The sequence below is a fragment of the Nocardia sp. NBC_00511 genome, assembly GCF_045161165.1.
Taxonomy (GTDB): Bacteria; Actinomycetota; Actinomycetes; order Mycobacteriales; family Mycobacteriaceae; genus Nocardia.
The window spans coordinates 5943968-5962765 of the sequence record NZ_CP107849.1; the positions used below are offsets into that span (position 1 = coordinate 5943968).

General features: G+C 68.0%; 19 protein-coding genes. 11 read left to right on the top strand and 8 right to left on the bottom strand.

Annotated features, from left to right (window positions below):
• Nucleotides 1–4: 4 nt before the first annotated feature.
• Complete coding sequence (locus OG300_RS27985; RefSeq protein ID WP_405486015.1) at nt 5–682, bottom strand: TetR/AcrR family transcriptional regulator; 678 nt, start codon at nt 680–682, stop codon at nt 5–7.
• A 178-nt stretch (nt 683–860) separates the two neighbouring features.
• Here OG300_RS27985 and OG300_RS27990 point away from each other — a divergent pair, with 178 nt between their 5' ends.
• From OG300_RS27990 to OG300_RS28020, 7 genes are all read left to right on the top strand, one after another.
• On the top strand, nt 861–2426 hold the full coding sequence (locus OG300_RS27990; protein WP_405486016.1) for an amino acid permease: 1566 nt from the start codon (nt 861–863) through the stop codon (nt 2424–2426).
• Between the two features lie 16 nt (nt 2427–2442).
• A complete protein-coding gene (locus OG300_RS27995; protein ID WP_405486017.1) occupies nt 2443–2595 on the top strand; it encodes a hypothetical protein in 153 nt (50 codons plus the stop codon).
• Nucleotides 2596–3342 carry a DUF1989 domain-containing protein gene (locus tag OG300_RS28000; RefSeq protein WP_405486018.1) on the top strand — a complete coding sequence of 249 codons (747 nt, stop codon included), beginning with the start codon at nt 2596–2598 and terminating at the stop codon, nt 3340–3342. It abuts the gene before it with no gap.
• Complete coding sequence (locus OG300_RS28005; RefSeq protein ID WP_405486019.1) at nt 3339–3956, top strand: urea amidolyase associated protein UAAP2; 618 nt, start codon at nt 3339–3341, stop codon at nt 3954–3956. Before OG300_RS28000 ends, OG300_RS28005 begins: the two co-directional genes overlap by 4 nt.
• Entirely contained in the window at nt 3953–5965 is a 2013-nt protein-coding gene (locus tag OG300_RS28010) for a 5-oxoprolinase/urea amidolyase family protein (RefSeq protein WP_405486020.1), read from the top strand. The genes OG300_RS28005 and OG300_RS28010 overlap by 4 nt, the downstream gene beginning before the upstream one ends.
• A 28-nt stretch (nt 5966–5993) precedes the next feature.
• Nucleotides 5994–7616, top strand: coding sequence for an allophanate hydrolase (gene atzF / locus OG300_RS28015; protein ID WP_405486021.1), 1623 nt, complete (start codon nt 5994–5996; stop codon nt 7614–7616).
• 69 nt (nt 7617–7685) lie between these two features.
• Nucleotides 7686–7910, top strand: a complete 225-nt coding sequence (locus OG300_RS28020) for a hypothetical protein (RefSeq protein WP_405486022.1) — start codon at nt 7686–7688, stop codon at nt 7908–7910.
• Nucleotides 7911–7914: 4 nt separating this feature from the next.
• Here OG300_RS28020 and OG300_RS28025 read toward each other — a convergent pair whose 3' ends face one another.
• The gene (locus tag OG300_RS28025; RefSeq protein WP_405486023.1) at nt 7915–8388 is read right to left on the bottom strand and encodes a MarR family winged helix-turn-helix transcriptional regulator; all 474 of its coding nucleotides are present in this window, start codon (nt 8386–8388) and stop codon (nt 7915–7917) included.
• 109 nt (nt 8389–8497) lie between these two features.
• Between OG300_RS28025 and OG300_RS28030 the strand changes: the two genes are divergently transcribed.
• On the top strand, nt 8498–9649 hold the full coding sequence (locus OG300_RS28030) for a GDSL-type esterase/lipase family protein (RefSeq protein WP_405486024.1): 1152 nt from the start codon (nt 8498–8500) through the stop codon (nt 9647–9649).
• Here OG300_RS28030 and OG300_RS28035 read toward each other — a convergent pair.
• The 4 genes from OG300_RS28035 to OG300_RS28050 form a co-directional block, all read right to left on the bottom strand.
• The gene (locus OG300_RS28035; protein ID WP_405486025.1) at nt 9636–11204 is read right to left on the bottom strand and encodes a hypothetical protein; all 1569 of its coding nucleotides are present in this window, start codon (nt 11202–11204) and stop codon (nt 9636–9638) included. The two genes, OG300_RS28030 and OG300_RS28035, sit on opposite strands and share 14 nt — an antisense overlap.
• Entirely contained in the window at nt 11189–11959 is a 771-nt protein-coding gene (locus OG300_RS28040) for an ABC transporter ATP-binding protein (RefSeq protein ID WP_405486026.1), read from the bottom strand. The genes OG300_RS28035 and OG300_RS28040 overlap by 16 nt, the downstream gene beginning before the upstream one ends.
• 129 nt (nt 11960–12088) lie before the next feature.
• A complete protein-coding gene (locus tag OG300_RS28045; protein WP_405486027.1) occupies nt 12089–12703 on the bottom strand; it encodes a Uma2 family endonuclease in 615 nt (204 codons plus the stop codon).
• Between the two features lie 135 nt (nt 12704–12838).
• A complete protein-coding gene (locus OG300_RS28050) occupies nt 12839–13162 on the bottom strand; it encodes a hypothetical protein (protein WP_405486028.1) in 324 nt (107 codons plus the stop codon).
• 138 nt (nt 13163–13300) lie between these two features.
• On the opposite strand from OG300_RS28050, the gene OG300_RS28055 reads away from it, so the two are divergent.
• On the top strand, nt 13301–13510 hold the full coding sequence (locus OG300_RS28055; protein WP_405486029.1) for a hypothetical protein: 210 nt from the start codon (nt 13301–13303) through the stop codon (nt 13508–13510).
• Between the two features lie 68 nt (nt 13511–13578).
• On the opposite strand, the gene OG300_RS28060 is transcribed toward OG300_RS28055, so the two are convergent.
• Nucleotides 13579–13965, bottom strand: coding sequence for a DUF4870 domain-containing protein (locus OG300_RS28060; RefSeq protein WP_405486030.1), 387 nt, complete (start codon nt 13963–13965; stop codon nt 13579–13581).
• A gap of 297 nt (nt 13966–14262) precedes the next feature.
• Between OG300_RS28060 and chrA the strand changes: the two genes are divergently transcribed.
• Nucleotides 14263–15447, top strand: a complete 1185-nt coding sequence (chrA, locus tag OG300_RS28065; protein WP_405486031.1) for a chromate efflux transporter — start codon at nt 14263–14265, stop codon at nt 15445–15447.
• Nucleotides 15448–15953: 506 nt separating this feature from the next.
• Here the strand turns inward: chrA and OG300_RS28070 are convergent.
• On the bottom strand, nt 15954–17633 hold the full coding sequence (locus OG300_RS28070; RefSeq protein ID WP_405486032.1) for a DUF222 domain-containing protein: 1680 nt from the start codon (nt 17631–17633) through the stop codon (nt 15954–15956).
• A gap of 279 nt (nt 17634–17912) precedes the next feature.
• Here OG300_RS28070 and OG300_RS28075 point away from each other — a divergent pair, with 279 nt between their 5' ends.
• Nucleotides 17913–18698 carry a hypothetical protein gene (locus OG300_RS28075; protein ID WP_405486033.1) on the top strand — a complete coding sequence of 262 codons (786 nt, stop codon included), beginning with the start codon at nt 17913–17915 and terminating at the stop codon, nt 18696–18698.
• The last annotated feature ends 100 nt before the right edge of the window (nt 18699–18798 follow it).

Genomic DNA, 18798 nt, shown 5'->3' on the forward strand with positions numbered 1-18798 from the left:
CGGTCTACCGCTCGGGTGTGTGCCGGGCCGCCAGTTCCAGTGCGGCGGTCCGGATTTCGGCCAGTGAGCCGGTGTTGCCGACCAGGCGCAGGATGGCGTCGGGGATGAGCTGTTCGGCGTACTGCGGTGCGTCACCCTCGTCGGAGCGCATATTGATGACCGATTCGACCAGCCGGAAGGGCAGCAGTTCCGCGCCCGCGACGGCCGCGTCGCCGGTGTCGGCGATGACCGCGGCGGCGAGGGTCTCGTAGTGCCCGCGCAAGGTGTCGCGGCGAGCCCGGAATCTGGCGAAGCGTTCGCTGCGTAGCTCGGGTAGTAGATACAGCGCCCCCAAATTCCACCGGCTGGCGCAGAGCTGGCTGACGTCGAACCAGGCCAGCGCGTAGAGCCGGATCACGGCCGGTTCCGGCCCGTCGGCCAGCGCGGTCGCCAGTTCCAATGGGGTGGTGACGGTTTCGGCGAGCAGCGCGTCGAGGATGTCGTCCTTGGCCGCGAAGTGGTGATACAGCGAGGCCTGCCGGATGCCGACGGCGTCGGCGACCGCGCGGGTGGAGGTGTTGCCGTAGCCGTGGCTGGTGAACAGTTCGGCCGCGGCGTCCAGGATTTCGGCCCGCGGCGTCTGGCCCGCGCGCCGACGGGGTTCCAGGCGGGGTCGGCCGGGTCCGAGTTGAGTCACTCCCATATTCTGTCCTACCCGCGGGGACCACCTGCGAGGTGAGTTTTCTGTCACTTGATAGAAATAGCGGCAACACAGAAGTTACGGCGGGCCATCCTTCCGATACTTCGCCGTCACCGCAGACGCGATCGCGCCAGGAAAACTTTCAAGCGATAGATATTCATCTCGCGAAAGATTCGCCGCCATGGTTGCCTCTGCCGAAGCCCTCGTCCCCGACCACCCGCCGAGCACCTCCATTCGCGCCACCGCCGACAGTGCCGACCTGGCCCGCTTCGGCTACGAACCGGTCCTGCACCGCAAGCTCGGCCGCTACGCGTCCTTCGCGGCCGGATTCTCCTTCGTGTCCATCCTGACCACGATCTTCCAGTTCTTCGGCTTCGGCTACTCCTTCGGCGGCGCCGCCTTCTTCTGGACCTGGCCGATCGTGTTCGCCGGCCAGTTCCTGGTCGCGCTGAACTTCGCGGAACTGGCCGCGCGCTACCCGCTTTCGGGCTGTATCTACCAGTGGTCGCGCCGCCTGGCGGGCGAGCTGGTGGGCTGGTTCGCGGGCTGGATGATGATCATCGCCCAGGTCGTCACCGCCGCCGCGGCCGCCATCGCACTGCAGGTGGTGCTGCCCAGCATCTGGTCCGGGTTCCAGCTGATCGGCACCGACAGCGCGCTCACCTCGCACGACGGCGCGTCCAACGCGGTGCTGCTGGGCAGCGTGCTGCTGGTGATCACCACGCTCATCAATGTGGTGGGCATCGACTGGATGGCCCGCATCAACTCCCTCGGCGTGACCATCGAGATCATCGGCGTGATCGCCGTGATCGCGGTGTTCTTCACCCACACCGATCGCGGCCCCGGCGTCGTCATGCACACCGATCAGGCCGCGCCCGGGCCGTTCTGGGCCGCGTTCCTGGCCTCCGGGTTGATGGCCGCCTACGTGATGGTCGGATTCGATTCCGCCGGTGAGCTTTCCGAGGAGACCAAGAACCCGCGCCAGGTCGCGCCGCGCACCATCCTCACGGCGCTGACCGTGTCGGCGCTGGGCGGCGGCCTGATCCTGCTGGGCGCGCTGATGGCCGCCCCGAGCCTGACCGACGGCTCGCTGAGCACCGGCGGCCTGGCCTACGTCATCGAGGCCAAGCTCTCCACCACGCCCGGCAAGGTGGTGCTGGCCTGTGTGGCCTGCGCGATCACGGTGTGCACCTTGGCGATTCAGACCGCGGGCTCGCGCCTGCTGTTCTCGATGGCCCGTGACGGCCGCCTGCCGTTCGCCAAGCGGCTCGCCACGGTGCATCCACGCTTCGGCACCCCGGTGTGGCCCAGCGTCGTCATCGGCGTGCTCGGCATCGGTCTGCTGGCGCTGAACCTGGGCAACGGCGCGGTCTTCGCGACCCTGGCCAGTGTCTGCATCGTGATGCTGTACCTCGCCTACCTGCTGGTGACGGTGCCGCTGCTGCTGCGCCGGATCAAGGGCTGGCCCGCCGACGCGGCGGTCACCGAGACCGGCGGCAAGCTGTTCGGCCTGGGCCGCTACGGGATCGCGATCAACGCGCTGGCCGTGGTGTGGGGCGTCGCGATGGCGATCAACCTGGCCTGGCCGCGCAGCGAGGTGTACACGCCCACCGGCGGCAGCTGGTGGATGCTCTGGGCCGCACCGCTTTTCGTGCTCGTCACGGTGCTGGTCGGCGTGGTCGTGCATCGCCTGGTGACCCCGTCCCGGTCGCTCATCGCGGCCGCTCCCGAACCCCAGATCGCCTGACCCGCAGGAGTTCACCGTGTCGCAGCAGTATCCCGATCCCCGGCTGCGGGGCCGCCCCGAACTGGCCATGCTGCTCGCCGACCTGCTGCGCCGCGCCCACCGCGGGTGGCGGGCCCGGCGCACTCGTCCCGATCTTCGTCCCGGCGACGTCCACGAAACGGAGTTGTAGATGACCACAGCGAATACCACCGGAGCGCGCGAGCACGCCCGCTCGCAGGCGGCCGCCGCCGCCCGCAGTGGACCGGAATTGCCCGCCGGGGTCGACGGCTCGAAAATCACTTATGCACAGCGCATTCCGTCCGGCGGCTACGCCAATACGGTGCTCGCCCGGGGCACCCGGGTCCGACTCTCGGATCCGGAAGGCTCGGCCTGCGCCCACCTGCTGCTGCTGCGCGCCGAATCCCCTTGGGAGCGAATGAATGTCGCCGACACCGTGAAGGTGCCGTGGCAGGCCTACCTGGGGGCCGGGCATCCGCTGCTGTCGGATCAGGGCCGGGTGCTGGCCACCGTGATCGCCGATTCCTCCGGTCACCACGACACCCTGTGTGGCCCGTCACCGGCCGCCCGCGACGGCCTGCACCTGGCCGGTGTCAAGCAGGGCCTGCAACCCCGCGACATCGGACCCACGGTGTCGTTGTTCCGCGGTGTGCGCGTGGAATCCGATGGGGCGCTGTCGGTTACCGGCGGTGCGGGTGCGGGCGCGGCGGTGGAGCTCCTCATCCACCTGCCGGTGACGCTGCTGCTGGCCAATGCCGCACACCCCCTCGACGACACCCCCGTCACCGATCTCGACGTGGTGGCCTGGGCGGCTCCCGAGGAACTGCTGCTCCCGCACGGCACCGACCCGGAATACCTGCGCGCGGTGCAGAACACCGAACAGGACTGGACCGCGAGAACTCTGGAGGCCCACGCATGACCGTCTCGGCCCGCACCCTCGTCCTGGACGAGACCGTCCCCGCCCGCGGCCCCTGGTCGACGATCGTCCGTGCCGGTGAGCAGCTCGAGATCATCGACCTGCACGGCAATCAGGCCGTCGACTGCCTGCTCTACGCCGCCGCCGACCACAGCGACCGCTACAGCGCCCAGGCCACGGTCACCGCGCAGCGCAATATCTTCCTGAGCACCGGCAGCGTCCTGCGCACCGAGGCGGGCACGCCGCTGATGACGGTCGTCGCCGACGAGGTCGGCAATCACGACACGGTGGCCGGGGCCTGCTCGCAGGAGTCCAATACGCTGCGCTACGGCCATCACACCCGCCATCAGCACGCCTGCGTCGAGAACTTCCTCGTCGAGGGCTTGAAATGGGGCCTGGGCAAACGCGATCTGGTCTCCAACATCAACTGGTTCATGAACGTCCCCGTCGAGCCGGACGGCACCCTCGGCATCGTGGACGGCCTGTCCGCGCCCGGCAAGAAGATCACCCTGCGCGCCGAGATCGACACCCTGGTACTGGTGTCCAACTGCCCGCAGATCAACAACCCCTGCAACGGATTCGACCCCACCCCGGTCCGCATGGTGGTGACCCGATGACCGCCGTACTGCTCCAGCCGGAGCAGACCGTGCCCGCCGAACCGGCCCCCGCCGTGCGCGTGGTGCGGCCGGGAATGCTGACCACCGTGCAGGATTGGCCCGCCCGGGTCGGCTACTGGCACGTGGGCGTGCCGCCGTCCGGCCCGATGGACGACCTGTCCTTCCGCCTGGGCAATCGAGCGCTGGGCAATCCGGAGGGCGCGGCCGGACTGGAGTGCACCCTCGGTGGTCCGTCCCTGCGCTTCGAACACGACACCTGGATCTGCGTGACCGGCGCACCGGTGCCGATCACCGTGAACGGACGCCCGGAGGACCAGTGGCGCAGTGTGCTGGTTCCGGCGGGCGGCATCCTCGACGTCGGCATGGTGCGCGGCCCGGGCATGCGCAGCTACATCCTGATCGCGGGCGGCCTGGACGTGCCCGAATACCTGGGCAGCCGTGCGACTTTCACCCTCGGCCGCTTCGGCGGCGGGACCGGCCGGGCACTGGCGGCGGAGGACACCTTCGCCCTCGGCGCACCGGGACGGGTGAGTGCCGGGGTGCCCGGCGACGATCAGCCGGTGCTGACCCGGCGCTGGGAACTGGCCGTCACCGAGGGCCCGCACGGCGCCCCGGAGTTCTTCACCCGCAACGACTTCGACACCATCGTCGGCACCGACTACGAGGTGCACTTCAACTCCGATCGGACCGGTGTGCGGCTGATCGGGCCGAAGCCGCAGTGGGCGCGCCAGGACGGCGGCGAGGCCGGACTGCACCCCTCGAATATCCACGACACCGCGTATTCCGTTGGCGCACTGGACTTCACCGGCGATACCCCCATCCTGCTCGGTCCGGACGGCCCGAGCCTGGGCGGCTTCGTCTGCCCCGTCACCGTGGTCGCCGCCGACCGCTGGAAACTCGGCCAACTCACCTCCGGTGACAAGGTGCGCTTCGTCCCGGTGCGCGCGGACCGCGCCGCCTCGGTGCGCGAGCTCGGACCCGAGCGCCGCGCGAACTGGCCGGTGGTGCTCTCCCCCGGCGGTGACGGCGACGACGGGGTGCTGGCCCGCCGCGACGGCACCGACACCGCGGTCACCTACCGCCGCGCGGGTGATGACGGCATGCTCATCGAATACGGCGACATGACACTGGATCTGGAGTTGCGCGCCCGCGTGCACGCCCTGCACCAGGCGCTGCTGGAGCGCGCCGAGCCGGGCGTCACCGAGCTCACTCCCGGCGTGCGCTCGTTGCAGGTGCGCCACGATCCGCGCCGCCTCTCCACGCGGGGCCTGCTGGATCTGCTCGGCGAGGTGGAGTCGGAACTGCCGTCGGCCGACCAGCTGGTGGTGCCCAGCCGGACCGTGCGACTGCCGCTGTCCTGGGACGATCCGTCGACCCGCGAGGCCATCACCCGCTACATGCACGGTGTCCGCGCGGACGCGCCGTGGTGCCCGTGGAACATCGAGTTCATCCGCCGGATGAACGGATTGGCTTCCGTCGACGACGTTTTCGACACCGTCTTCGCCGCCGAATACCTGGTGCTCGGCCTGGGCGACGTCTACCTGGGCGCGCCGGTCGCCACCCCGACCGATCCCCGCCACCGCCTGGTCACCACCAAGTACAACCCGGCCCGCACCTGGACGCCGGAGAACGCGGTCGGCATCGGCGGCGCGTACCTGTGCATCTACGGCATGGAGGGCCCCGGCGGCTACCAGTTCGTCGGCCGCACCACCCAGGTGTGGAATCACCGCTCCACCGGTATCGGCGAAGATCCCTGGCTGCTGCGGTATTTCGACCGCATCAGCTGGTATCCGGTGAGCGGCGAGGAACTACTGGACCTGCGCGCCGACACGGCGGCCGGTCGCGGCGAGCTACAGGCCGCAGACGGCGAGTTCCGCCTCGCCGACTACCGAAAGTTCCTGACCGCCAACGCCGATTCCATCGACGAGTTCCGGGCCCGCCAGTCCGAGGCCTTCACCGCCGAGCGCATTTCCTGGCGCGAGGCCGGGGAACTCGCCGAAACGCCCTAGCCGCCTGACCAGTCAAGGAGACTCGAGCATGACCGTGTGGATCCACCGCCGATCCGACGCCGACGTCACGGCCGAAACCGCCAGCGCCACCGGCTTTTTGGCCGGTCTGCGGCTGGCCGTGAAGGACAATGTGGATGTCGCGGGCCTGCCCACCACCGCCGCCTGCCCCGATTTCGCGTACACCCCAGAGCAGGACGCGGCCGTCGTCGCCGCCCTGCGTGGCGCGGGCGCGGTCGTGGTCGGCAAGACCAACCTGGATCAATTCGCCACCGGTCTGGTCGGCACCCGCTCGCCGTACGGGGTGGTCGAGAACGCGGTGCGGCCCGGATTCATCTCGGGCGGTTCGAGTTCCGGCTCGGCGGCCGCCGTCGCGCTGGGCGAGGCCGATATCGCCATCGGCACCGACACCGCCGGATCCGGGCGAGTTCCCGCGGCCCTGCACGGACTGGTGGGGATCAAACCGACCCTCGGCGTGGTCTCCACCGAAGGTGTCGTCCCGGCCTGCCGTTCCTACGACTGCGTGACCATCTTCGCCGCCGATCTGGCCACCGCGAACCGGGCCATGGGTGTGATGGCCGCCGGCGCCCCCGGCCGCGCCTGGCCCGCCGACACCCGCCTGGCCGCCCCGCCGCGGCCCGTGGTCGCGGTCTTCGCCGAGCTGCCCGACCTGGATCCGCTGTGGCGCACCGAATTCGAGCGCACCGTCGAGGGGCTGAGGGCGGGCGGCGCGACCATCGTGACGGTGGACCCCACCCCGTTCCTGGCCGCCGCCCGGCTGCTGTACGACGGTGCGCTGGTCGCCGAACGCTATGGCGCCGTCGGTGAATTCATCGACGCCCATCCCGAATCCGTCGATCCCACAGTCGGTTCCATCATCACGGCCGCCCGCGACGTGCCCGCGCACCGACTGGTGACCGACCTCGCCGAACTGGACCGGCTGCGCACCGCCGCCCTGGCGAGCCTCGCCGGTGCCGATGCGCTGCTGGTCCCCACCGTCCCCACGCATCCCACCCTGGCCGAGGTCGCCGCCGACCCGATCGGCGTCAACTCCCGGATGGGTGTCTACACCAACTTCTGCAACCTCTTCGACCTGTGCGCGGTCGCCGTCCCCGGCGGCGGAACCGCCGACGCCCCCTTCGGCGTGACCGTGCTGGCGCGCGCGTTCGACGACGCCGTGGCCCTCGACGTCGCCGCCATGATCACCGGAACCCCGCTCGACACAACGGAACCGGCCTGGCCGCTGGCCATCGCCGCCACCCAGGAGCTGGTGGTCTTCGGCGCGCACCTGCGCGGCCAGCCTCTCGAACACCAGCTCACCACCCTGGGGGCCCGCTGGTCGGGCCCGATCCACACGGCCCCGCGCTACCGCCTGGCCGCCCTCGACACCACGCCGCCCAAACCGGCGGTGACCCGCATCCCCGATACCGAATCCGGCGCGGCGATCTACGGCGAGCTCTGGCTGCTGTCCCCCGCCGCCCTCGGCCGCTTCCTCGCCGCGCTGCCCGCGCCGATGCAGCTCGGCGCGGTCGAGCTCGCAGACGGCACCTGGCACACCGGTTTCGGCTGCACCGGTGCCGCCGCCGATGCAGCCAAGAACCTCAGTGAGTACCCCAGCTGGCCCGCCGCCCTGGCCGCGGGCGCGATCCCGTAGACCCCACCCGCGGGCCGTCGGCTGATTACACTGCGTTGCACTGACGTCGGGAATGTTGGAGCGGGGCCGATGACGAACGTTTACCTCATCCTGGCGATGGTCGACATCGCCCTGTCGATGATCCTGATCGTCGTCTACCGCATCCCGCCCCTCACCCGGGCCGTCACCAATTCCCGAGTGATGCAGCGCTATTGGCAGCCGACCTGGCCCGCGCTGCGCACCGTGCTTCCCTTCCTGATCCTCGCCCTGATCGCCCTGCTGTGGGCGTTCATGCTGCTCATCAAGTACCAGTAGTCGCCTACTCGGAGACCTGGGTGGCCTCCGGGTTGGTGGCGTCGCGGATGATGCGCAGTCCCGCGGTGAGGTGCTCGAGTTGCTCGGGGGTCAGCAGGTTGGTGAACCAGCGGTCGATGCCGTCGAGGTAGGCGGGCAGCACGCGGGCGACGCGGGTGGCCCCGGCGGCGGTGAGGACGGCGTAGGAGCTGCGGCGGTCGGCGGGGTCGGCCTCGCGGCGGACGAAGCCGTTGCGCTCCAGGCGGTCGACGAGGCGGGTGACGCCGCTGGTGGACAGGCTGGTCTGGACGGCCAGGTCGGTCATGCGGAGCTTGCGACCCGTCGAACGGCTCAGTCGCATCAGCGCATTCATGTCGAGACCCGAGAGTCCATTGCTCTTCCAAGCCTCCCCGAGCCTGTTCAGCAGGCCGTCGTGGGCCTCGTAGAGCAGGCCGACCGCGGTCAGCCGGGGGTCGTCGAAGAGATGCTTGGGGTCCACCCGAGCAGCGTAGACCAGACGTTTTCAGTGGGGATAGTTGACACGCGGAGCATTTTCGATATCTTGTTGCTAACGCAATATTCCGCGCAGCAACTAAATGGAGGTGCCCATGTCACAGGCACATTGGGTCGCGAGTTTCCGTGCGCCACTGGTCGATCCGGCAGAGGAGATCCGGCTCGCCGAGCCGCGCGGCTTCGCCGGGGAGACGCTGCGGCAGGTGGTGCGGATGGCCGGAGGCGGGTCGGCGCTGCGCGTGCGCCTGACCAACCGGTATTCCGCGGAGCCCCTGGTGATCGGCGCGGCCCGGATCGCGGTGCGCCACAGCGCCAGCGCGATCTTCGCCGAGACCGATACGCCGGTGCGGTTCGCGGGCGCCACCGCCACCACGATCGCGGCGGGCGCGGATCTGGTCAGCGATCCGGTCGAGCTTTCCGTCGAGCCGGGCACCGAACTGGCGTTGAGCCTGTATCTGCCGGAGCCGACCGGCTTTCCGGCGTTCGCACACCAACCGATCGAGACCGGATGGATCAGCGGCGGGGATCGGACCGCCGACGCCGCGCTGTCCGACGCCGAGGAGACCGCGGAGCGGTTCTTCCTCACCGGAATCGACGTCCTCACCGATTCCGAGGCGCCGGTGCTGGTGGCGTTCGGCGACTCCTGGTTCGAGGGCGTCGGCAGCACGCTGGGCGCGAATCGGCGCGCGGTGGATGTCCTCAACGAGCGAATGGTCCACGGGTGGGCGGTCAATCAGGGCATCAGCGGCAATCGGCTGCTCACCGATCAGGTCGGCGAGCACGGTCTGGCGCGGTTCGCGCGCGATGTGGAGAGCGTGCCGGGCGTCGCTGCCGTGTGGGCCAACTTCGGCATCAACGATCTGATCCTCGCCGGGACCGCGTCCGCTGACTCGCTCATCGCCGGATTCACCGAGTTGGCGCGGTTGGCGCACGCGGCGGGACTGCCGATCTACGCCAACACCATCGGCCCGTTCGCTCGGGCCATCTACCCGGGTCTGAGTGTCGAGGAAGGCATTCCGGTGCGGCGCGTGGTCAACGAGTGGCTGCGCGGCACCGACGTGTTCGACGCGGTCTTCGATGTTGCCGCGGCGGTGGAGGATCCGAGCGATCGCGACCGTATCCGCGCCGAATTCGATTCCGACGGCATGCATCTCAATGATGCCGGGCATCGGGCGATGGCCGCGACGGTGGATCTCGCCGTGCTGCCGGCGGCTTTCCGCGAGCCCGCGCGGGTCAGCGTGGTTTGACCTCCGCCAGAATCTCGGGTCCGCGAGCCTGCAATCTGGTGCTCGCCGTATTGATTCCGAAGATCGCGGCGACCCCGCCAATCGCCAACCCGACCGGCAGTGCTGCCCATTCGATCCACGGGTTGTGCAGCGCTGCCCCGGCGCCCAGGATAGCCAGGACCGGGGCGGTGGCCAGTAGCTGCACCAGGCCGACACCGAGCTGCATGAGCACCTTCATGCAGCCCGGATTGCCCGAGCCCGCAAAGGGATTGCCGCGCTGAGGCGGTAGCGCGAAGGCGGCCCGGGTGGACAGGAACATGACCGCCGCGACACCTACGCCGAGCAGCACCGGCAGCGTGGACACCGCCCACGGGTAGAGGTTCGCGTGACCGGTGACTCCGGGCAGGATCAGGGTGGCGAGCACCGCGAGCGGCGACACCAGGATCAGCCAGGCGATGGCCCGGCCGCGCACATCGGGTCGCGCGGCATTCGGGGTGACCAGGGTCTGCCAGAGGGCGGTGCCGTCGAAGCCGTAGAGGTTGGTGGAGGACATGGTGGCCAGCCAGATCACGAAAGCCCCTGCGAACGCGATGGTTACGGTGCTGTGGTTCTGATAGCCGAGGAACAGCGGCAGCACGAATCCGATGAGCAGCAGTGGCAGCAGTGCGGCGCGGCGGCGGCCGTCACGCCACCAGGTGCGCAGTTCCTTGGTCAGCACGGCCCCGGTCGGGGTAGCCGGTACCAAGCGTTCGAGCAGTCCGCCTCCGGTGTCGACCACCTGCCCCGATGCCGCTGCCGGAGTGGTGAGCCGCCGTTCGAGCAGCACCGCCCACGCCTGCCACAGTCCGAGGGACAGCACGGCCAGGCCGAGCAGCGGCAGCAGTGCCCACAGGTAGTCACCGCGCGCGGCCGATTCGACCGCGTACGGGGCCCAGCCCGAGGGCACCGCACGCAATGTCCCTGCCAGCCTGCCGTTTTCGTCCGCCAGCTTGGGGCCGACCTTCGACACCAGAATGTTCAGCGGGTAGTAGGAGATGCCGATCAGCGCGGCGAACAGCACGCCGAGGTCCTTGCCGCGCCGCGACCGCATGGCCGCGCCCAGCCAGGCCAGCACCACCCGGGACAGCAGCACCACGAACACCAGTTGCAGCACCGCGCCGAGCGCCGCGATCAGCACGGTCCCGACCCCGTACCAGCAGGCCAGCAGGACCAGGCCCGAGTAGGCAAGCAGGTTCACGATGGCCGCGGGGCCGGCGAAGGCGGCGGCCCCCAGTCCGTACGCCAGCTGCCGAGTCGTCAACGGCAGCAACCGGAATTGCTCCGGTTGCAGGGTTTCGTCGCTGCTGCCGGTGAGCACCGGCCCGCAGATCCAGCCCAGATTCCAGGCCGCGAACAGCGCCCCCGCGATGGTGATCGCGCCGTGCAGGTTGTCGTGTTCCCCGGCGATCATGAGCGCGGTGAACAGCGCCGCGATCACCCCGAAGCAGGTGCCGAGCCAAAACCCCACTGCCGCACGGCCGCTCGACATGGTGCGGGCCATCACCCGCAGTTTCATCCGGATCAGGACGCCAACCACGACAGCCCCTCCTCGCCGCCGACGCGACCGCCCACCAGCCGCACGAACGCCTCCTCGAGGGTCCCTTCCCCTCGCACCTCGGCCACGGTTCCACCGGCGACCACTTTGCCCCGGCTGATCACCGCGACCCGATCGCACATGTTCTCCACCAGCGCCATCACATGACTGGACAGCACCACCGACCCGCCGGCCGCCACGAACCGCTGCAAAATCGTCCGAATTGTGCTGGCGGACACCGGATCCACCGCCTCGAACGGTTCATCCAGCACCAGCAGTTTGGGTGCGTGCAACAGCGCGGTAGCCAGCCCGATCTTCTTGCGCATACCCGCCGAATAGTCAACGACCACAGTGTTTTCCGCGTCATTGAGCTCGAGCACATTCAGCAGCTCGTCGGCCCGCCCGACCACGGTCGCCTTGTCCATCCCGCGCAGCAACCCCGTGAAGTTCAACAACTCCCGCCCGGTGAGCCGCTCCGGCAGTGCCATCCCATCCGGCAGCACCCCGACCACCGCCTTGGCCGCCACCGGATCCGCCCACACCTCGGTCCCGAAGATCCGAGCCGCCCCATGATCCGGCCGCAACAACCCGACAGCCATCGACAGCGTCGTGGTCTTACCCGCCCCATTGGGCCCCACCAGCCCGAAGAACGACCCCGCAGGCACCGCCAGGCCCACCCCCTCGACCACCCACGGCCCCCCGAACTTCTTGTAAAGCCCGTCCAACTCCAACGCCAACGTCCCGCTGTACGCCGTCATATGCCCTCCTGGAAGTCCCCGCATACCGTCGTCCACGATACGCACGCGACCCACTCTCAGGCTTATCGTCCACCACCCCCGTGTCCGCAACCATCTCGCCCGAAAATAGCTGCTGACATGCTCGAACGATCAGGGCATCAAGATCGCTGGGTCGATGGTGAGTTCGAAGGGGTGCCGAATGGTGACAGCGTGTCCGGCGGAGATTCGGTACAGGCCTTCGTACTCTCCGTTGTCTGCGAGGACGTGCCCGAAGATCACCGGCAAGGTCTCCTCCGGCAACTGCCGCTTGAACCGGCGGGTCTCGATCCGCCAGTAGTTCGGGATGCCGCCCTCCGCATAGAGGCCATGTTTGACGAGCCGATCCGTGACGGCCTTGGACCGGGAAACCACCTCGACCACCAGCTTGACCTGCTCGGCGGGAATTCCGCGCCCATCCCACGGAATCGGCCCGGTGCACACCATCAGGTCCGGAATCGGCTCGTCCTCACCGATGAGCACCCCAACTCCGAGCATCACGAAATGCCCTTCCGGGACGGCTAGCTCGAGCACCCGCACAAGTTCCCGGACCATCCATTGATGAATCGGCTTGGGCGCGGCGTTCACAACGAGCTGACCATTCAGGACCTCGTACCTGAGTCCGTTCTCGGGAAGATGATCGAGGTCAACGGCAGTCCAGCGGTCGGAAGCAGGCACGTGCATAGACGGATTGTCCGGCTGGGGCACCGGCATCACCAAGGCGAACACCCTCTTCCCACTGACCTGGTATCACCGACAGCCCGAAGCTAACTCAACCCAGCCCCCGACTCGCCGAATTCCTACGATCCGCACCCCTCCCCACGTCAAGTCACGAGGGACACCTGGCCCAAGCGTCCGCGAGGGCTACGCCCGGGCGAGTCTTCCTGCAGGCGTGGTGAGTTGGCGAAAGCTGTCGACGAAGTCTCTCAGCGCGTAGCGATCTTCATCGCCAGGAGGGCGGTGGCCGCGCTCAGCGGTGACCACGACGAGGTCGCCCGCTCGTATCCGCAGAACGTTCCAGCACACCGGCAACACCAGAGCGTGGACCGAGTGCCCGTGGCAACTGACTGTCAGATAGGAGCTGTACCGGCCCGCTACCGCCGCGAGGTCCTCGGCGATGGTCTCGGTCAGCGCTCCGGTCGCCCGGAATTCCTCGAAGTGCATGCCGCCCTTTGCCTTCCTGCTCACGCCACTCCCGCCCCACCTTATGCGCCGCTGTCATTCTTCATACGTGAGTGAATACTTCTGGCCCGACGATGCGGAACTGGGGATGCGGACGCGTGCGGCCTGGGCGGTGGTTGTCGAGGGGTTGCCGGCTGGTACCCGGTGACCGGAGTTGTGATCGGGCGGCAGCCTTTTGGGGTCTTCATCCTGATAGATCAGGTGGCTGATGCGGTTGGGCTGGTGAGGGTTACCGCGTTGCCGCCGGGTGTGGAGCTTCCCAGGAGAGGGGCGCTGGTCGCCGGTGATGTGCTCTGGCACGAGGAAAGCAACTTGCAGGTGACCGTGACACCGGTGGGGTACGAGGGCGTCTGATGTTTCGCATGGACGCCAACGGCCCGAGATAGTCTCGGGCCGTTGGGTTTCGGTTGTCCCATGCGGGGTCAGTTGACGGAGTTGGCGATCCGGTCGGCGTAGGGGGCGACGTACTTGCCGACGACGGGGAGTTCGGCGCGGGCGCCGCCGACCCGGTTGGCCTGGACCATGGCCATGATCCAGATGACGAAGACGAAGAGGCTGAAGACCAGGCCGATGAGGCTGAAGATGATGCTGACCGAGCCGAGGATGCTCAGGACGATGTTGACTATCGTGGCGGCGCCGAAGAAGACGATGGACTGTGCGGCATGGAATTTCACGTCGGGGTCCTTCTTCCCCACGAACAGGAAGATGATTCCGGTGAGCCAGCCCAGCGCGTAGGACAGGATTGCGCTGGTCTTCTTGTCCAAGCCGGCGGACTGCGGCTGACTGGCGGGGGGCTGAGAAAATGTCATGAGGTAAGTAGACGCCGGACGGCCCTCCTACCGATCCCAACTTTCGCTACAAACTCGCAGGTAGCGGTTCAGTCGAGTCGAAGCTGGTATCTGATTGTCACCTGACTGGGGTTCCCCGCTCGACCCCCGGGCCGAAGCCAGTAGCGGTTGTTTGCGAATTGTTCCCGTGGGTGGAGTAGACGTGCGGCCACCCGCCGGTCCGGACTCTTCGGGCGGGCGAACTTCGAGTTGTCGCTGTTAGGGTCTGCCGTATCGGGATCCGTCGCTGGCCGGACCGTTGCGATGAGGAGTGGCGGCGTGACCGATCCGGCCGAGCACCGAGCCGAGGACGGAGTCGATGTTCGGCTGTCGACGATCGCTCGCGAGTGGGGGCGCATCGGTTGCATCGGGCTCGGTGGCCCACCGACCCATATCGCACTGTTGCGACGTCTGTGTGTCGAGGACCGCAAGTGGATCGCGGCCACCGAATTCGAGGATGCGATCGCGACCACCAACCTGCTGCCGGGACCGGCGTCGACCCAGTTGGCGATCTACTCGGCTTGGCGGCTCCGGGGCACGCTCGGCGCGCTGGTCGGCGGAATCTGCTTCATCGTGCCCGGCCTCGTGATCATCCTGGCGCTGGCAGCCTTCTTCCTCGCCGGCGGGGTTCCGCGCTGGGCTTCGGGTGCGGCAGCCGGTGCCGGTGCGGCGGTGGCGGTGGTCGCCGTGCACGCTGGTATCGGGCTGGTGCCCGCCAGCTGGCAGCGCGCCGGAACACGGCAGGCGGCACAGGTGCGGTGGATCGGATACCTGCTTGTAGGTGGAGTGGCCGCTACCACCATCGGGCCGTGGCTGGTGCTGGTTCTCGTGGGTGCCGGTGTGGTGGAAGTGGTTGTCCGGACGGGTATTCCGAAGCGCTCGCCCTCGGCTGCGGGGCCGGTGCCGTTGGCGATCGCGATTCCGGCGCTGGGCGGATCGGCCGCGGTGGGCTGGGTGGCGTTCAAGGTCGGGGCCCTGTCCTACGGCGGCGGATTCGTGATCATCCCGCTCATGCAATCCGACGCGGTCGGCCGCTACCACTGGATGAGCGATGCCCAGTTCCTGAATGCCGTCGCGCTCGGCCAGATCACCCCGGGGCCGGTGGTGCAGACCGTGGCCGTCGTCGGGTATGCCGCGGGCGGCCTGGCGGGCGGACTGCTCGCCGCGGTGGTGGCCTTCGCCCCTTCGTTTCTGTTCGTCATCTTCGGCGGCCCCAACTTCGACAAGCTCCGTGCCGACCGTCGAGTCCTGTCGTTTCTGTCCGGTGCCGGTCCGGCGGTCATCGGTGCGATTCTCGGTTCGGCCGTCCCGTTGGCCCTTGCGCTGCAACACGTATGGCAATTCGCGGTGCTCGCTGCCGCGGCAGTCTGGTTGTCGGCCGCGCGGCGCGGTGTGGTCAGCGCTTTGGTGATGGCCGCCGGACTCGGAGTAGCGGCCGCGGCGGCCGGATTCCCGATCGGATGATCTACCGGTGGCCGATCACCGACGCGGAGGGCTAGGAGCCCGTTCTGCGATCGGTTTTCGGCACACTGGCCAGAGGTGGCTGCATCGGGATATGGCGCCGACGGTAGCGCCGCAGCACGACCTCCAAAAGCACTGTGGCCACAACGAATGCGACGAAGCCAACCACCACCACCGGACGTGCTCGCGGCGACTGCCATTCGCATATCGACAGGATGATCAACACCACCGTCGACGTGATGAGAACTCGTGTGTACGACGAAACCCGCCGCCGTGCTGACCGACGCCACCCCATGGCACCCCACCCGATTCGACGAAAGCCTTTGGCGCTCTCGATCTTCGGCAAGAATAGACCGGCCCACCGACACCGCAGGCCTGAATCGGGCACCGCACTATCGCCATCTGCCGACGGCGAGCTGGCAGCTGCCTCTGTCTGGGTGTGCCAGCCCGGCATGCCGCTGGTCGAGACTGCGGGAGTGGCTGAAACTCGGCTCTAAGTAGCGGTGCTCTCAGAACGGCGCCGGGTCCGCGTACCGCGATGCGGGCGTGGCGATGGTCGACGCCTCTCGCACCGCTCCGGAGTTCCGGGCGGCTCGTGTGGTGCAGGCGTGTCGGCGTTGTGCGGGTGGGTGGTAGACGTGAAGGAGTTCGGTCAGTTCGTTGACCGTCCCACCCGGATTCAACAGCGGCTCAACCTGTTCCGACTCCGGAATGTCCGTGCCGGTGACCGGTGGTACCGGTGTGCGAGGGAACAGGAACTTCGCTCCCTCGGGTGTGGTGGTGATCGATCCGCCCGAGGGGCTGCGCCATTCCACACGCCGATCCGGGTGGTGGATGACTTTCCATCCGTTGAGTCCGTTGTCGGCGAGGGTTTTGGTGCGGTGGTGGCGTCGGCACCGGCAGCCGAGGTTGGATTCGACTGTGCGGCCGCCGGATTCGGGTGAGCGGTGGTCGAAGCGGTCTTGGTGGTCGATGTCGGTGGCCGCGGCGGGGATCGCGCATCCGGGGGCGCGGCAGCCGCCATCGAGGGCGCGGATCCGGTTGGCGAGGCGGGTGCTGGGCCGGTAGCGCGTTTCGCACGCGGCAGCTGGGTATGCGGGGTCGTCGGTGCTGGTTGGTGCGGCGACCGCTGGGAGTACCCCGGTCTCGGGTGTGGTCTGCCCGGTCCGGCTGGTGTCCATCGGACACGCCTGGCTGTCGACGGCAGCCCGCGTGGTGTGGCTGGTGTCTGTCCGACGTGCCTGGCCGTCGACGGCAGCCTGTCCGCTGTGGTCGATGCGGGCGGGATGCTCGGGGATGATTTCGAAGCGGGCGTGGCGGGCCAACTGGCGTGCCAGGTCGGCGTCGATCGCACCGAAACCAGCCAGCAGCGCAGGGTTGTCGGCCACACCGGCGAGGGTCTGCGCGGAAACACCCACCTGCACAAGTGCTTTACGTGCGGGAGCGGCCGGGGTCCTGACGCGTGGGCAGTCACGGTGGCCGCAGCCGCAACTCAGTCGACCGGTTCCGGTGGTGAGGGCGATGAGGGCGTCGGCGCGGCGTTGGTTGCTGGTGCGGGGATCGGCTGCGCAGCAGTGGGTTTGCGCCATTTCCCGCAGGCGTTCGTAGAGGGCAACACCATCGGCGGCGGGCAGCACGGCATCGAGGATGGCGGTGCCGTTGTCGGCGGCGGTGACGTTGACATACCGGTCGGCTTCGGCGGTCTTGCGGCGCTCGGTTTGACCGGCAGGGTCGGTTTCGAGCAGCCACCGGCGCAGGGTGCGCTTGACCCGTGACGGGTCGGCGTTCTCGGCATAGGCGACGATGCGTGGTTCGAGTGCCGCGACCAGCTCAGGGTCGATGTTGCGGAAGACTTCGTGCAAGGCCCGTACTCGAGGCAGGTCGATCCGGCCGCCTTCGAATGCCGCGCGCGTGCACGGCAACCGGTGTTCGAGGCCCAGGCCGAGGGCGATGAGGTTGTCCGCGGTGCGTTGCTGAACGTGCAGGGCGACACCGATTTCGGTGGCAGCGTCTTCCCCTGCGTAGACGGCGCGTACCCCGCGCTCGAGTTGCTGTTCGCGGCGCATCCGGTAGAGCGCGGTCATCAACGCGACTTCTTCGGCTTGGGCTACAGCGATCGTCGAGTGCACCGCGCGCATCCGCGCCACCAGTTCGGTGGCGCTGAGGCTGTCAGCAGCGGTTTCGTTCACATGTTCGATGATATTCGTGTGTAATGAGACACGCCAGAAGGCTTTCGGTGACACGCTGAGCGAATTTCCAGCTGCACCAACAACTCTCATGTCGAGCGAGGTCCCATATCCCTTTCAGCCGCTTCGATGACTGGAGGAAGATTTGGGTGAACCGTGGTTGTCATCCCCTTCCCAGCGTCGAGGAGAAGTTGACGGGTTGGAGCGTTGGTCGGTGGATAGGGTGCGGGGGTGCAGTTTTATGACTCTGCCTGTCTGATTACGGGTGTCAGCTTGGCGGATATGGACTACACCTATCTGCTGTTGCGGTGGACGGGGCGGCGGTATCAGCCGATCGCGCTCGGGATATTGGCCAGTGAGGTCGAGGGCTATCGGTGTGGTTGCGAGACCGACGAGGAGAGTCTCAACAGCGGCATGGTGGGGGGCTACTTCATCGATGCGTTCGTGGATGGCAGGTTCTTCGCCAAGGATCAAACACGGCGTGGGCCTGGAGGTTTGACGTGTACGGAGGAGTTGCTGGAACTCGTCGAGGTCACCTGCGCGTGCTCCTACGTTTACGGCCACCACTATCGACCGTCGACCTTGCTCGACGGTGATGTCATCGTTTTCGCGACAATCGCGCAGCCGGTGTGGGACGCGTTGACCACCTCCGCCGAGAACGCGTGCGCGGATTCCCCGGTAGTGCAATTCGAGCGGTTGTTCGCGGATTGCCCTGTCGCGCATGAGATCTACCCAGAAGAGCGGCGGCAGCTACTCGCCGACAAGATCAGGCAGCTGGCGGTTGTCGATCAGTTCCTCGCGACCATGAACATGCCTTGGGCACCGCCGATGGAACCGGCTCAACGGTATCCGCGTGGCTATGGCGACCACAGCTACGCCGATATGATCGACTTCCTCGCTCAGGCGAGACACGACTACCGTGACGTGCCCGCGATCCTGGCCGGTCTCACCGAATACGAACGCGACATGCGTGACTCGGATCGGTACGTCCCACCGGAACATTCGTATTCCGGAGCCGTCCCCACAGACCCCATCGGGCCGCGTGTGCGGATCGCCAAGCCAGCGTGAAATCGCCTGCTACCGAAGCAATTTGCCCGTCTACGCGGTGAGGTGAAACGGCAGCGGCGCCGGAACCTGGTGGGTTCCGGCGCCGCTGGCGCAACGAGGG

What these genes read in the sequence shown, in the direction of transcription:
- OG300_RS28005 (WP_405486019.1), top strand. Translation starts at nt 3,339, where the DNA reads ATGACCGTCTCGGCCCGCACCCTCGTCCTGGACGAGACCGTCCCCGCC.
- OG300_RS28020 (WP_405486022.1), top strand. Translation starts at nt 7,686, where the DNA reads ATGACGAACGTTTACCTCATCCTGGCGATGGTCGACATCGCCCTGTCG.
- OG300_RS28060 (WP_405486030.1), bottom strand. Translation starts at nt 13,965, where the DNA reads ATGACATTTTCTCAGCCCCCCGCCAGTCAGCCGCAGTCCGCCGGCTTG.
- OG300_RS27985 (WP_405486015.1), bottom strand. Translation starts at nt 682, where the DNA reads ATGGGAGTGACTCAACTCGGACCCGGCCGACCCCGCCTGGAACCCCGT.
- OG300_RS28010 (WP_405486020.1), top strand. Translation starts at nt 3,953, where the DNA reads ATGACCGCCGTACTGCTCCAGCCGGAGCAGACCGTGCCCGCCGAACCG.
- OG300_RS28030 (WP_405486024.1), top strand. Translation starts at nt 8,498, where the DNA reads ATGTCACAGGCACATTGGGTCGCGAGTTTCCGTGCGCCACTGGTCGAT.
- OG300_RS28040 (WP_405486026.1), bottom strand. Translation starts at nt 11,959, where the DNA reads ATGACGGCGTACAGCGGGACGTTGGCGTTGGAGTTGGACGGGCTTTAC.
- OG300_RS28000 (WP_405486018.1), top strand. Translation starts at nt 2,596, where the DNA reads ATGACCACAGCGAATACCACCGGAGCGCGCGAGCACGCCCGCTCGCAG.
- OG300_RS27990 (WP_405486016.1), top strand. Translation starts at nt 861, where the DNA reads ATGGTTGCCTCTGCCGAAGCCCTCGTCCCCGACCACCCGCCGAGCACC.
- atzF (WP_405486021.1), top strand. Translation starts at nt 5,994, where the DNA reads ATGACCGTGTGGATCCACCGCCGATCCGACGCCGACGTCACGGCCGAA.
- OG300_RS28075 (WP_405486033.1), top strand. Translation starts at nt 17,913, where the DNA reads ATGGACTACACCTATCTGCTGTTGCGGTGGACGGGGCGGCGGTATCAG.